Here is a 14,766-nt window from a genome sequence, read left to right as displayed (position 1 = left end):
AAAGTTGATAAAAGAGCTAATTTATTTATACAAAAAAGTGTTTTTTGTTCGTTAAGAAAGACGCTGTTTAAAATCGTCGTAGCCAAATTCACGGATAATTTCCAAATCGCCCGTACGCGAATCCCAGAGCGCAATTGACGGTAAATTAATTCCGTTAAAGGTCGTAGTTTTGACCATGGTGTAATGCGCCATATCATCAAACATTAGTCGTTGACCAACCTGCAACGGCTGAGTAAACGAATAGTCTCCGATGACATCACCAGCCAAACAGGTCATGCCACCTAAACGATACGTATGAGCGAATTCCTCCGGCATACCTGCGCCTAAAATATCGGCGCGATAAGGCATTTCCAGAACATCTGGCATATGGCAAGTTGCTGATGTATCCAATATCGCTTGCGCCATTGAATTCCAGGTGATGTCCAAGACTTCTGCCACCAACACTCCGCTGCGAATAGCGACCGCCTCACCCGGCTCCAAATAAACTTGCAAACCGAACTCAGCTTGAAACTGTTTGATCAAGGCAATTAGTTCATCAACCTGATAATCCTCGCGGCTGATATGGTGGCCACCACCAAAATTGATCCATTGAATGCGATCAAAATATTGACCAAACTTTTCCTTTACCGCAGTTAGAGTTCGCGCCAAGGGCGGCAAGTCCTGCTGGCAAAGCGTATGAAAATGCAAACCGGAAATGCCATCTAAAATATCTGGATTTTCCTGCACTGCACGTTCAAATTGTGCAATAGGAACGCCCATACGCGAACAAGGCGCACATGGATCATAAAGCTCCACATCTCCCTCAGAGTGTTCAGGGTTGATGCGAATGCCAAACTGCAATTCAGGGCGCGACTGCTTTGCAGTTAATGCGAGTGATTTAAACCGTAACCACTGGGAAAATGAATTAAAGAGTACGTGATCGGCAATTTTTAAAATTTCGATTAAATCTGCCTCTTTATAGGCTGCTGAATAGCAGTGAACCTCTCCACCAGATTCTCCACCACTAAATTCCTCACGCCCTAACCGCGCCTCATGCAAACCACTGGCGCAGGTTCCAGATAAGTATTGCCTGAATAGAGGAGCCAAACTCCAACATGAAAATGCTTTGAGTGCACCCAGCACCTTTGCTCCACTTTCGCGTTGAACACGGTTGAGAATTTTTAAATTATCCTCAACCGCGGCCTTATCGATCACAAAACAAGGAGACGGAACCCGATCAGGATTAAAGTGAGTGAAGTATTCACGCTTTTGCATCGATCAACCTTCAATTGCTTTTGGATCAACTTCTACCACCTGCCAAGGCAAGCCATATTTATTCAAGTCATCCATAAATGGATCTGGATCATACTGCTCCATGTTCCAAACACCCGGCTTTTTCCATTTACCTTCCAAAATCATTTTTGCACCAATCATTGCTGGTACACCGGTGGTATAGGAAATCGCTTGGGATTTTACTTCGCGGTAGCACTCTTGATGGTCGCATACGTTGTACACAAACATCGCAATTTGTTTACCGTCTTTAATGCCTTGCGCAAAACAGCCAATGCAAGTTTTACCTTTGGTTAAAGGGCCAAGACTCGCAGGGTCTGGCAACAGGGCTTTTAAAAATTGCAGCGGGACGATTTCACGCCCTTCAAACACAATCGGTTCAATACCCGTCATGCCGACATTACCCAATACTTCTAAATGCTTCAGATAATTATCCGAGAAGGTCATCCAGAAACGTGCACGTTTGATTTCAGGGAAATGTTTTACGATAGATTCCAATTCTTCGTGGTACATCATGTAAATCTTTTTAGGTCCGATTTCAGCCGGGAAATCAAATGACCGATTGACCGACAGCGGTGGAGTTTCCACCCACTGACCATTTTCCCAGTAGCGACCGTTGGCTGTCACTTCGCGGATATTAATTTCCGGATTAAAGTTGGTCGCAAATGGCAAACCGTGATCACCCGCGTTGCAATCGATAATATCCAAGTAATGAATTTCATCGAAGTAATGCTTTTTCAGATATGCGGTATACACATTGGTTACACCCGGATCAAAACCTGAACCGAGCAGCGCAGTTAAACCTGCATTTTTGAATTTATCCTGATATGCCCACTGCCATGAGTATTCAAATTTGGCGGTATCCAATGGCTCGTAGTTGGCAGTATCCAAATAATCTACACCGGCCTCCAAGCAGGCATCCATAATGGTGAGATCCTGATACGGCAATGCAACATTAATTACCAGATCCGGTTTTTCCGCATTAATCAGTGCAACCAACTCAGGGACATTATCTGCATCAACCTGCGCTGTTTTAATAGGGCGATTTAACTGCGCAGCGATTGCTTTGCATTTAGATTCTGTACGGCTCGCCAATACGATTTCTGAAAACACTTCTGGCAATTGCGCACACTTGTGCACCACAACACCACTAACACCACCGGCACCAATAATTAATACTTTTGCCATAATTGGCCTCCACTTAAAAATAAAAATCCATGTTTACACGGGAAGTAAACATCAGGAATCCAAAAGATTACTTCTCGAAATAGGTATAACCGCGCAAGCCTTCAGAATAAGCGGCCAACATTTGTTGACGATCAGCAACACTAATCAAACCATCACGAACAGCCTGTTCTGCGGTTTGACGGAACTGCTCATACAACGAATTAGGCTTGTATTCCACATAACTCAACACATCAGCAATACTATCTCCGTGCAGTTCATGAACAAAATCAATGCTGCTGTCAGCATTAATGCGCACACTCGCCACGTTGGTATCACCAAAAAGATTATGTAAATCGCCCAAGGTTTCCTGATAAGCCCCCACCAAAAATACACCAAGGTAATATTCTTCACCGGCTTTAATTGGATGCAATGGCAAGGTAGTCGACTCACCTTCCGAGGTTGAAAACTTTTGCAGTTTTCCATCGCAATCACAGGTTAAATCCGCAATGATAGCCTGACGTGTTGGCTCCTCTTGCAAGCGATGAATTGGCATAACGGGAAAGACCTGCTCAATCGCCCAAGCATCTGGCAAAGATTGGAAAATGCTGAAATTACCGTAATAAATATCAGCCAGCAATTGCGGCAAACTTTCCAGCTCGGAGGGGATACGTTTCATTTCCGGCAGAAGTGCAGCAATTTTTTGCAGCGATGCCAAATAAATATTTTCACCCAACACACGATGACGAAGATTTATATCGCCAGAGTGAAATAGATCGCGAATTTTATCGCGATAGTAAATTACATCGTTGTATGACTCCTGCAAGCTCGCCACTTTAATAACCGAGAGCGTATGCCAAAGATTTTCAATCATCTCATGGCAACCCACCGGCAAAACTTCAGGTAACGAAGTAGGTTCAAAGTGGGTTACATCGAGGATGTTAAATAACAATACCGATGTATGGGCAACCGTAGCACGACCAGATTCAGTCACAATGGTAGGATGCGGGATCTGTCGTGCATCCAAACTTTCCTGAATCGCTTCAACTACGTCTATGCAATATTCTTTTACTGAATAGTTTCGACTATGACCGTTGGTGCTGCAGGTTCCATCGTAGTCAATTGCCAGACCGCCGCCCAAATCCAAATAGCCGAGCGGAGCCCCCTCACTCACCAGTTCGATGTAATAACGGCAGGCTTCTAAAACCCCAGCGCGAATACTGCGAATATTGGGAATTTGTGAACCCAAATGAAAATGCAGCAATTGAAAGCAATGCAATAAGTTTGCATCGCGCAGAGTATCTATAACCGACACCAGCTCATTAGTATTCAAACCAAACAAACTGCGATCACCGCTATCTTCAGCCCAGTGACCTTCTACCTTGGTAGACAATTTCAAACGAACGCCGATTAATGGCTCGACATCCATCGCGCGGCTACGCTCAATTACCGATTGCAACTCGCTCAAGGTTTCCAACACAAAGAAACATTTAAAACCTAGTTTGCGCGCTTCCAATCCGAGCGAAATAAATTCAGCATCTTTATAACCGTTACAGATTATTAAACTGTCACGATTCGTCAATGTCGCCATTGCAATCATCAATTCGGCTTTACTGCCCGCTTCCAAACCGTGATTGTAACGCTCACCAAAACGCGCGATTTCCGCGATCACATGGCTTTGTTGATTTACTTTAATGGGAAACGCACCGCGATATTGGCCCCGGTAACCACTCGCCTCAATTGCCTGCGCAAATGAATCATTAAGAATGCTAATACGTGAATCGACAATATTTTCAAGACGCAACAATACTGGCATTTGCAAGCCGCGCTGCTGTAAGCCGCTCACAATTTCCATCAAGGAAACATTGGCCTCACCTTCAGAGGTCGGGGCACGCACAACTACTTCACCTTGCGCTGAAACACCGAAATAACCAGTGCTCCACTCGTCGATACCGTAAAGATCCGCAGATTTGCGCGCAGACCAGATATTAGGTTGCTCCGATTTACTCATAATTGATTCCTGCAGTATTAATCGCCCGATTAATGGCCGATAGCGATTAAATTAACAGCCTGTTAATTACTGATAGTTATATCTGTAACTATGGCGAAAATGAAAATGGCGCGCAATTTTCCACATTTTCTGTGAAAAATAAAGCATCGCGCCATTATGAGCGGAAATTAATCAGTAAAAAACTCGTTTATTCAGCAGATTCTTGCAGGTATTGAATTAGCAGGCCCATATTCTTAATGAAAGTGCCTGTAGAGATGCCCATAACAGGATTTTTGATCGGATAAGGCGATGTATCCCACTCGTCACCCTCCATTGTGTTTGCATACTGATTGCCATCTTTCGCACTGGCCGCACTCTTCTTGGGCGCATCGCCCTTGTAAGGATTAGTCGTGTAATAAAGCGGAGTTGGCCAATAGCCTTGCGAATTCAGCGCCGCAACCAGAGTTTTTGCTTGCTCGGAAAGACTTTTTGATTCTGTTGTTTTTTGCGCGCGAAAATTCAAATCAGAAACACTCACTTTACCCAAGGTAAAATAACGTGGTAACTGAACATCACCCATAGATTTCAAGGGCGAATTGGCAGTTACTTCTTCTGCTGTAAGCTTTAATACGCTTTGGTACAAATCGCGCAAGCTATCTACATCAATGATACTTGCCGACTTGTAATGCGCGAGCATGTTGCCTGCCGTGTAATCCACATAGTATTCGCCATTGCCAATATTGCTTCCGCGCCGGTGAGTAAACAGCGGCTTGTTAGTGTTTAACTCAATAAATGATGGATGACTACGGCCTTCATACTCAGGTTTGGAGGAAGAAAAACGCACAGACTCTAACCAATCCAATGCAGCTGGAATTGGAGCTAAAAATTTAGTTTCGCCCGTCATACGATAGAACTTAATCAACTGTTGAATATTTTCAGCTGTAGTCGGCGTATGCAGGGATTTAGGCTCATAGGAACGCGCGCCTTCAGGCACTAGTTCTGTTGTATATTGCAACCCCCAACCAGGTTGTGGCTGCCCCATTTGCGTTACCAAAAATACATTCATCGCCCGTATTACCGGCTCACGTACACGCGCTTCACCTAATAGCTGATAACACATAAGTAAAAAGTCGATATTTTCTGCTGCAACATCATCATTAAACGTAATAAACGATGAGTAATCTGCATGATCTTGAGAAGGATGATCATGCATCAGTGGAAAACGCTGCGGCCAACCGCCAATGGGATACTGACTATCCAGCATAAAATTAATGGCTTTGTTTAGTGCCGGACGATATTTTGGATCGAGCTTTTCAGTATATAAACGCAGTAAAAATTTTGAGGCTTCTGCGGTGCCCATATCGTCAAAGGTAGCGTTTCCGTAGTAGTGATGAAACTCTTCCAAGCGCCAGGCATTTTTTCCAATAGTGCTATACCAATCTTTTAGCGATGCTTCACCATTAAAATCTGCAACATAATTCCAACCACCACTGGGATGCTGCGCAAAAATAATTGCACCTGCAATACGCTCGGCTGCCGCGTAATAAAATTCATCACCTGTTGCATGATAGGCATCCAACATAAGATGACCAACACTTGCTGTACCAGGCGGCTGCATCCAAATCATTGAACGACGCGCTTCAAGCTCCCCCCATTGACGGGAAAAATCCGGAAGGTATGACCAGACAAAACCGCCGCGAAAACTCGCTTTTTCCAGCATAAACTGGCTCGCAGTTTTCATGGTTTCGCGGACTTGCACAGCAGAAGGCTCTGCCGCTAACGAGCACAGAGAAAAAAACTGAAGGAGAACAAGCAAAATGCAGCGGAAATTTTTAAATTTATTAGTACGCATGGCCAATCTCTATTGTTATGGATTATGCGACCGAAAAACGTTTACCGATTTTTTTGAAATTATTGTTACAAGGTAAATTAACCTTGAGTAAAGATAATAAGCATCAGGCTCATCAAGTAATAGTCGTTTAACACTTATTATCTTTAAATTGATCCTCAGATAAGGGACAACTTACCTTACCGAGCTAATACACCTACCTTCCCGCCCCATAAGCCTGAATATACTGTTGCAAAGCCTTCTCATTTCTTTTTATAAACTCAATATCACTTTTAGGGACAGCCAAAACAGCCGGATCAGCCTTCTCTTTTAACTGCTGCGCCTGCTCTTCAGTCACTTCACCCAAATCAGCAAATAAAAAATAGGCGGCAATAGCATTCCCCAATTTAGTACTTAAGCGCATATATTCACCAACCGATTTCCAGCCGTGCTTTTGCGCAACACTATTGGCCTGATCCAAAACATTATTATCTGCGAGCAACTGATTTATCTGTTGATCCTGCTCTACTGTGGGTAAAGCGTCGAATTGTTTGAGTGCCGCATCGGATTCATGCGTCGAATCCACTATTTGAACCAATGGCGCCATATCACGATTAGACTGCATCCAACGAGTAACTGACTGTGCATTCAAATTTTTATTGTCCGGCAAAAATTGTGCGTTTGCAGACAAACTGCATACCAACAAAAAACTGGTTAAAACGACAAAAAATATTCTTGGCATAGCAACTCCAAACTTAAGACAGGCGCAACGAAATCGCCGCAGTCAATGACCACACCCAATAGAAAAAGAACACTAAAAATGGTGTCAATATACCCAGCGATAAACCCGCAACACCTTTACTTTCATAAAAGGGATAAAATACAAACAATTGAATAAGTGTTGGGATTAATGCGATAACAAAGCTGCGAGCAAAAATACTACTAGCGAAAATAGGTAATAAAAATAAGAACCCCCACAATCCGCCCCATACAATACGTGGGTACATCCAGTGAGGCGAAACTGAACCAGACAATTGCACATTTAACGACTGGGTAATACCGTAGCGCCAGAATAGCCACATAACCACACACATCACTAAACCACCAAGACAGCCCGCACCAAAAACAACAAGGGTATTTCTCATAATTCAATCCACATCAGAGTCACAGCCAAACATTCCTGCCAAACACTGGCAGAGATAAGGGTAATTATTAGGCGACAGTTTATCACCCTGAATTAACACTTGGTTACACGAATCCTTCTTATTGAGCTGTTACAATAGCGGCTTATATTTTAGCCAACTTACTTATTTTTTATTGCCGGCGACTGCTTATGTTTCGTTTTTTTGAAAGCCTGATTAAACCCTTCCCAGCACAAGAGCCTTCAGCTCCCCCCAAAACGCTACTCGCCTTTTGTCGCCACTACAGCAAAGGGGCGGAAGCCTACTTGATTGGGATGGCGATTTTTACTGGCTTGATCGCAATTTTGGAAGTGTCCTTATTTGGTTTTTTGGGCAATCTAGTTGATTCACTCAACCAACAAACCGCTGAAAGCTTTTGGCAAAGCTCGCGCAATGAACTTATCTGGATGACATTTATTTTGCTGGTCGGCTTGCCTGTGTCGGTGTTAATGCATTCGCTGATCATGCACCAAACACTGCTCGGCAATTTTCCTATGCGCATTCGCTGGCAAGCACACAGGTACCTTTTAGGCCAAAGCTATCAGTTTTATCAAAATGAATTTGCCGGTCGCGTCGCAACCAAGGTTATGCAAACTGCGCTCGCTGTGCGTGAAACCATCATGAAGCTGCTCGATGTACTTTTATATGTTCTGGTGTATTTCAGCAGTATTCTGGCATTGGCTTTCGCACTGGATTGGCGTTTAGCCTTGCCACTGATTGTTTGGTTTTTCGCCTATTGCAGTCTGCTCTACTATTTTTTGCCACGCCTTTCAAAAATTTCGACTAAACAAGCGCATGCTCGCTCGGACATGACCGGTCGCTTGGTAGATACTTATACCAATATCTCTACGGTGAAATTATTCTCCCACTCGAATCGTGAAGCTGACTACGCCAGAAAAGGAATGGAGTATTTCCTGAGCACAGTACACCCTCAGATGCGCCTCGCCACACTTCTAGGCACCAGTGTTTGGGTAATCAGCGTACTACTAATCTTTGCTATTGCGGCCACATCACTTTGGCTCTGGTCCAATGCTGCCATTACTACCGGTGCTATTGCCGCTGCGATTGCTTTGGTATTGCGCCTGAACGGTATGGCGCAGTGGATTATGTGGGAGGTGTCGGCACTATTTGAAAATATCGGTACTGCGCGCGACGGATTAAACACCCTATCTATCCCGCGCGAAGTACAAGACGCACCCAATGCACCTGCAGTTCAAATTTCCAACAGCAAAATTGATTTTAAGTCGGTCGATTTTAACTACGGGAAATCATCCGGTTTGCTGCAAAATTTTAATCTTCACATCAATGCTGGTGAAAAAATTGGCTTGGTCGGCCGCTCGGGTGCAGGCAAATCCACCTTGGTAAACTTGCTGTTGCGTTTCTATGATTTGGATGCTGGCAACATACTTATTGATGATCAGAATATCGCAAACGTTAAACAAGAAAGTCTGCGTGCCAATATAGGTATGGTGACGCAGGACACTTCACTGCTGCATCGCTCAATTCGCGATAACTTACTTTATGGCAAACCCGATGCAACCGAAGACGAAATGATTCAGGCCGCCAAACAAGCCGAAGCGCATGACTTTATTTTAGGATTAAGTGACAACGAAGGGCGCAAAGGTTACGACGCCCACGTAGGTGAGCGCGGCGTAAAACTTTCTGGCGGGCAGCGCCAGCGAATTGCTATTGCACGAGTGCTGATAAAAAACGCACCAATTTTAATTATGGATGAGGCAACATCCGCGCTGGATTCTGAAGTCGAAGCTGCAATCCAAACCAACTTAAACACGCTCATGCAAGGTAAAACGGTTATTGCAATTGCGCATCGCCTATCCACAATTGCTGCATTGGATCGTTTGATCGTACTGGATAAAGGGCAAATTATTGAGCAAGGTACACACAATGAATTGCTCGCCTTAAACGGTGTATACGCACACTTGTGGGCACATCAATCGGGGGGCTTTTTAGGGGAGTTTTAATCGAACAAATTACTGCGGTAGAAACGACTCTACCGCAGTAATCGCTAAAATTTATTTTTTAGCGAAATAAAGATCCCAAATAATCAGTAATATTCCAATCAAAAAACCCAAGTGCGCCAGCACAGCGCCTATCGCAAATAACCAGCTCAACAAAATAGGGTTTCCATCCGCCGGGCCAAACAGGCTGTACAACATTATCGGCGCAGCACACGCAAACACTAGCATTAGACTCAGCGCGATAACTTTTACACCGCGCGGCGAGCTACTGCGCATAACTGTGCGAATGGGGTTCCACATAGGAATTACCACATCAGATCGTCGGGAATGACATAATCTTTATAAGGATCATCCTCATCCACTTTAGTGTCTGCCTTAGTGTTGGCAACTACGACAAACTTGGCATCGCGCTGCGCAATTTTATCGGCAACAATACGCGGCACCACCTCGTATCCATCACCCAATTTTACAACGGCCAAAACACCGCGCACAATTTGCTCAAGTACCAATGGCGACACGCGCATTTTTTTGATGAGCTTGCCATCGGTAAAGTTGTATTCCACTTCTTCTTTACCGTTAATTTTAGGCTGGCGATGATTTTCAATTAACTGCTTGATTTGCGCAGCTATGGCTTTTTGCTGCTGCTCTGAATCCCGCTGGCGATTTAATTCGCGGTCGCGCTCAGCCTTATCCAAACGCGCCTGTTCAGCAGATTGTTTAACTTCGTCTACTTTCTCTTCATTTGAGCGACGCGCCACATTGTTCTCTTTGCGCTTTTCCTTATTTGCCTGTTTGGCTTTTTTAGTGTCGATCAAACCGGCCTTCAGAAGCTGATCTTGTAGAGATGCCATAAATAATCACCTGCAGATAAAATTTTGCGCATAATACCACCCTCTTTTTCCGCAACAAATGAATTTACCGTTATGAAAACCTGGGACATCTTCTGCCGAGTCATCGACAATTTTGGCGATATTGGCGTCTGCTGGCGATTAGCTCGACAACTGGCCGCAGAACACCAGCAAAATGTCAGACTTTGGGTTGATGAACTGGATGCTTTGATTCGTATTTGGCCAGAAGCGAGCAATGTCGATCAACAAACACTAGCCGGTGTAGATGTTCGCAATTGGCCGGTAGATTTTCCCGGCGATATAACAATCGCTGACATAGTGATAGAAGCTTTTGCTTGCGATATCCCCTCTTCCTATATTGAAAAAATGGCCATTGCCAAACAGGCTGGGCAAGCTCCGTTTTGGATCAATCTGGAATATCTCAGCGCAGAAACTTGGGTTGAAGACTGCCACAAAATGGTCTCTGTGCATCCGGCAACGGGGCTACGCAAAACCTTTTTCTTCCCAGGATTCAGCTCCAAAACGGGCGGTTTGCTGCGTGAATCGGCACTGTTTCAGCAGCGTGATCATTTCAATCGCGCCGAGTTTTTCACTCGACTAGGAATAGCAGAACCTCAAAATAGCCTGATCATTTCACTGTTTGCTTATGAAAACCCTGCAATTAGCAGCTTATTGGCTGCTTGGATTGCGTCGCCATCGCAAGTTTGCTGCTTGGTTCCCGAAGGCAAAATCCTAAATAGTATTAATCAGGCTTTAGGGCAAAATTTGCAGCATGGGGATAGCTACACACAGGGATCACTCAACCTAAATGTCATCCCATTCCTGACCCAGCTTGAGTACGACCAACTGCTTTGGGCGTGCGATATCAACTTCGTTCGAGGAGAAGACTCTTTTGTGCGCTCGCAATGGGCAGCAAAACCTTTCATTTGGCACATCTACCCACAGGATGAAGATGCACATCTGGTCAAGTTAAATGCATTTTTAGAGCAGTTCGGCTCTCACCTGAGCGATCAATTATCAAGCGATCTGAGGACTTTTTGGCAACAGTGGAATTGCCAGGAGGAGATGGGCACAAGCTGGGAAAGACTCATCAACCACCTGCCCGACTGGCGTCAAGCAAGCAGCGATTGGTGCCAAAATCTGGCGAAAATCCCCGATCTGGCCAATCAATTAGCTACTTATTACAGCCCCCTGACAGGCCAAAAAAGCACTACAGAAAACCCTTAAACAACTGTATAGTACGCGCCTATTTTCCAAACTAGGGACGCTTTGGGGGCTTGAAAGCCCGCGCAGCAGGTGCAAACCAAAGCCGCTCTCTTATTCGTCAACCTTTGCAAATAATGGGATTTACCATGAAAAATGCTCAAGAATGCCGCGCTGGCAACGTTTTGATGATCGACAACTCTCCTTGGGTTGTTCAAAAAGCGGAATACAACAAATCTGGCCGTAACGCCGCTGTTGTAAAAATGAAGCTGAAAAACCTGTTGAACGGCATGAACACCGAGACTGTTTACCGCGCTGACGACAAATTTGAAGACATCCAATTGGATCGTAAAGAAGTAACCTACTCTTACTACGCTGACCCAATGTACGTATTTATGGACCCAGAGTTCAACCAATACGAAGTAACTGCTGAAGAATTGGGCGACCTGCTGCCGTGGATGGAAGATGGCATGGAAGACATCTGTGATGCTGTTTTCTACGAAGGCAAAGTTATCTCTGTAACTCCACCAAACGCGATCACCCGTGAAGTTGCTTACACCGAACCAGCAGTTCGTGGCGACACTTCAGGTAAAGTGATGAAGACTGCAAAACTCAACAACGGCACTGAATTGCAAGTTGCTGCTTTCGTTGAGATCGGTCAAAAGATCATCATCGACACCCGCACTGGCGAATACAAGTCTCGCGCTTAATAGAAGCAGCGCGCTTAATTGCAGATTTGAATCGCATATAAAAATGGCGCCCGCGTGGCGCCATTTTTATTTTGATCGTTTTTGCAGAAACCAATAAAACCGGATTCCCAACAAGAACAACACAATCCCACCAAACAATACCGCATCAAAATAACTTGATCGCACCTGCATAAACACATGTAGCCAAGCCAGAATCACAATCAGATAAATACTCTTGTGCAGCTTGCTCCAATTTTTCCCCAATCGGCGCATCATCCCTTGGGTCGATGTAACCCCGAGCACAATCAGTAATAACACTGCGGGAATAGTCACCAGAATATAAGGCCGCTCCACTAACTCTTTGCCGAAGCGCGCAAAATCCAATCCCAAAATAAATACCAAAAATGCGATTACGTGTAACAGAGCATAAAACAGTGCAAACAAACCCAGCATTCGTCGGTGAACTTGAAGCCAGCGAAAATGAATCAGCTTGGTATTAATTAATCGCCGCAAGGGTGTAACTGCAAGAGTGATAAATAAAAAATAAATCGCCCATTCCCCGGTGAATAACACAATGGTTTTTGCAGGATCTGCGCCCAGCTGGTTAGCTAAAGTCTTATAAACAATCCACACCAGTGGTGTCAGCGAAACAGTAAAAATAATTATTCTTCGCCAAAGAACAGTCATATCACACCCTTAATAAAATTTACGCAAATCCATATCTTTATAAAGATGCGCCACCTGCTCTGCATAACCATTAAACATTTGTGTAGGAATAATATTCGGGCGCAGTAGCCCGCTGGGTAAACGGCGTTCTTCGGCCTGACTCCAACGCGGGTGACTAACTTGTGGATTTACATTGGCATAAAAACCGTACTCATCAGGTGCAATCATGCTCCAGGTGGTTTTCGGTTGTTTTTCCGTGAACTCAATTTTCACAATGGATTTGATGTATTTAAACCCATACTTCCAAGGCACAACCAAACGCAGCGGTGCTCCGTTTTGATTCGGCAATACTTTTCCGTACAAGCCAACAGCTAGAGTGGTCAACGGGTTCATAGCTTCATCCATACGCAAACCTTCGCGGTAGGGCCAATCAATTGTACTGAAGCGGCTTTTTTGTTCCGGCATTTCTGATGGACGCTCAAGCGTGGTGAAGGCCACATATTTTGCTTTGCTGTTTGGCTCAAATCGCTTGATTAAATCTGCGAGTGAAAAGCCCACCCAAGGAATCACCATTGACCAAGCTTCTACACAACGTAAGCGATAAACACGCTCCTCCAAATCCACCCCTTTTAAAATATCTTCCAGTGTGTAAGTGCCCGGTTTGGCTACTTCACCTGCAATTTCGACTGACCAGGGATGCGGTTTTAAAATATGCGAATGTGTAGCCGGATCGGTTTTGTCGTAGCCATATTCATAAAAGTTGTTATAGCCAGCAACATGCTCATAGGGCGTCAGCGCATCGCTGATTTTTTTCTGGCTGGCTTTGGCTGTTGCAATCTGTTTCTTCAACCAATCAGGGCCAGGCAAATCTTTGTCAGCAATATGAGCGGGTGCAGCAAACAAGTCTGGTGCAACTGTTGCCCCAACTCCCACAGCAACGGTGCTCGCAGCAATATTGAAAGTACCTCGCATAAAATCACGGCGAGCCAAATAAACTGATTCGGGAGTTATTTCTGATGAGGGAATGTCGCTGGGTCGCTTGATAAGCATGGTGACCTCACTGGATAAAATGACTGGGCAGAGCTGTAGACTCACGTCCTGTATATTTGTTACCGCGCAGCAAAAATATAATTTCGCCCCTGTAAATCACACACGTAAAATTGCTCATCCAAAAGACTGCAATAACTTGCATCCAACCCCTGTGGCACAGCGGCAGATTCGCTTACGCTCATGGTGGCCTTATCTTTTTTCAAGAAGCCATACATAGTTTCAAAACGCTGCGAAAAATCCAAACCCTTGGTTTGTAAATCCTGATAAAGATACGCAAATTTTTTATAAGTCATAGTGACACCACCCAAACCAATTTCATCCATTTTGGCGATGTACTGACGATAAGCGCTGGCAAGATATTGACTCAATGCACCGCCCTGAAAAACGGGTAGAGACATTTTATTATCTGCAGATAAAGCAGTTGACGATAAACGACTATTCGCTTTATTGCCGACAAGAGTGAAATCGCCACTCGCGCATTTCAGCTGCTTGCCCAGCAATGTACAGTCGGAATTATTAGCCGCTGATCTAACCACCTCGGGCGATACACTTGTAGTTGTCGGCTTAGAAGATTTGGATGTAGGTTGAACTAAAGAGGGTTCAGGTACTGACTCTGGTGCTTTTGCAGAAACAGGAGCGACAGTTCGCGTCGGTGCAGGCAGCTTTATTGCGTTGCGCTCTGCTGGCCGCTTCAACAATGAAAACTGTATCTGCTCATTATTTTTTTTGAATTGATTAAACGGCGGCAAATTTTTAGCCTGCGCCTTCGCCTGCAACTGACAATAGACTTGTTCGTAATAGGTTGAAGCAAACGCAAAACAGAATTGATCTGCCTTTGCGCTTGCCGCCAGTACACACAAGATGTAAACACCACAGCGGATCAAGCGCATAGCAAAAGC

Annotated in this window: 14 protein-coding genes; 3 read left to right on the top strand and 11 right to left on the bottom strand. The window is 44.6% G+C overall.

The features are described 5' to 3' along the window. Positions 1–51: 51 nt before the first annotated feature. From nspC to SPL68_RS07560, 6 genes are all read right to left on the bottom strand, one after another. Entirely contained in the window at positions 52–1,254 is a 1,203-nt protein-coding gene (gene nspC / locus SPL68_RS07585; RefSeq protein WP_323814496.1) for a carboxynorspermidine decarboxylase, read from the bottom strand. A 3-nt stretch (positions 1,255–1,257) separates the two neighbouring features. Next, positions 1,258–2,457 (bottom strand): saccharopine dehydrogenase family protein, encoded by a 1,200-nt coding sequence (locus SPL68_RS07580; RefSeq protein WP_323814495.1) that lies wholly within the window; start codon positions 2,455–2,457, stop codon positions 1,258–1,260. A 67-nt stretch (positions 2,458–2,524) separates the two neighbouring features. Next, positions 2,525–4,444 carry a biosynthetic arginine decarboxylase gene (gene speA, locus SPL68_RS07575; RefSeq protein WP_323814494.1) on the bottom strand — a complete coding sequence of 640 codons (1,920 nt, stop codon included), beginning with the start codon at positions 4,442–4,444 and terminating at the stop codon, positions 2,525–2,527. A gap of 187 nt (positions 4,445–4,631) precedes the next feature. After that, positions 4,632–6,275: a pectate lyase gene (locus SPL68_RS07570; RefSeq protein WP_323814493.1), complete on the bottom strand. Its 1,644-nt coding sequence runs from the start codon at positions 6,273–6,275 to the stop codon at positions 4,632–4,634. A 193-nt stretch (positions 6,276–6,468) separates the two neighbouring features. Continuing rightward, positions 6,469–6,942, bottom strand: a complete 474-nt coding sequence (locus SPL68_RS07565) for a hypothetical protein (protein ID WP_323814492.1) — start codon at positions 6,940–6,942, stop codon at positions 6,469–6,471. 64 nt (positions 6,943–7,006) lie between these two features. Beyond that, positions 7,007–7,396: a hypothetical protein gene (locus SPL68_RS07560; RefSeq protein ID WP_323814491.1), complete on the bottom strand. Its 390-nt coding sequence runs from the start codon at positions 7,394–7,396 to the stop codon at positions 7,007–7,009. 188 nt (positions 7,397–7,584) lie between these two features. On the opposite strand from SPL68_RS07560, the gene SPL68_RS07555 reads away from it, so the two are divergent. Then, positions 7,585–9,414: an ABC transporter ATP-binding protein gene (locus SPL68_RS07555; RefSeq protein WP_323814490.1), complete on the top strand. Its 1,830-nt coding sequence runs from the start codon at positions 7,585–7,587 to the stop codon at positions 9,412–9,414. Between the two features lie 51 nt (positions 9,415–9,465). On the opposite strand, the gene SPL68_RS07550 is transcribed toward SPL68_RS07555, so the two are convergent. Both SPL68_RS07550 and SPL68_RS07545 read right to left on the bottom strand, forming a co-directional pair. Beyond that, positions 9,466–9,711 carry a hypothetical protein gene (locus tag SPL68_RS07550; RefSeq protein WP_323814489.1) on the bottom strand — a complete coding sequence of 82 codons (246 nt, stop codon included), beginning with the start codon at positions 9,709–9,711 and terminating at the stop codon, positions 9,466–9,468. A gap of 5 nt (positions 9,712–9,716) precedes the next feature. Further along, on the bottom strand, positions 9,717–10,262 hold the full coding sequence (locus SPL68_RS07545; protein WP_323814488.1) for a DUF2058 domain-containing protein: 546 nt from the start codon (positions 10,260–10,262) through the stop codon (positions 9,717–9,719). Between the two features lie 72 nt (positions 10,263–10,334). Here SPL68_RS07545 and earP point away from each other — a divergent pair, with 72 nt between their 5' ends. Both earP and efp read left to right on the top strand, forming a co-directional pair. Next, positions 10,335–11,486, top strand: a complete 1,152-nt coding sequence (gene earP / locus SPL68_RS07540) for an elongation factor P maturation arginine rhamnosyltransferase EarP (protein WP_323814487.1) — start codon at positions 10,335–10,337, stop codon at positions 11,484–11,486. A gap of 125 nt (positions 11,487–11,611) precedes the next feature. Beyond that, positions 11,612–12,172: an elongation factor P gene (gene efp, locus SPL68_RS07535; protein ID WP_323814486.1), complete on the top strand. Its 561-nt coding sequence runs from the start codon at positions 11,612–11,614 to the stop codon at positions 12,170–12,172. Positions 12,173–12,238: 66 nt separating this feature from the next. Here the strand turns inward: efp and SPL68_RS07530 are convergent, their stop codons facing one another. Genes SPL68_RS07530 through SPL68_RS07520 form a run of 3 tightly spaced genes read right to left on the bottom strand, consistent with a single transcriptional unit; the run spans position 12,239 to position 14,757 of the window. Continuing rightward, positions 12,239–12,838, bottom strand: coding sequence for a protein-methionine-sulfoxide reductase heme-binding subunit MsrQ (locus SPL68_RS07530; protein ID WP_323814485.1), 600 nt, complete (start codon positions 12,836–12,838; stop codon positions 12,239–12,241). A gap of 9 nt (positions 12,839–12,847) precedes the next feature. Beyond that, a complete protein-coding gene (gene msrP / locus SPL68_RS07525) occupies positions 12,848–13,867 on the bottom strand; it encodes a protein-methionine-sulfoxide reductase catalytic subunit MsrP (RefSeq protein WP_323814484.1) in 1,020 nt (339 codons plus the stop codon). Between the two features lie 59 nt (positions 13,868–13,926). Then, positions 13,927–14,757 (bottom strand): hypothetical protein, encoded by an 831-nt coding sequence (locus SPL68_RS07520; RefSeq protein ID WP_323814483.1) that lies wholly within the window; start codon positions 14,755–14,757, stop codon positions 13,927–13,929. Positions 14,758–14,766: the final 9 nt, after the last annotated feature.

Origin of the sequence: Cellvibrio chitinivorans (assembly GCF_035117775.1) — a bacterium.
GTDB lineage: Bacteria > Pseudomonadota > Gammaproteobacteria > Pseudomonadales > Cellvibrionaceae > Cellvibrio > Cellvibrio chitinivorans.
The sequence above is the reverse complement of the archived record's forward strand: the minus strand, read 5'-3'. Positions and strand labels throughout refer to the sequence as shown.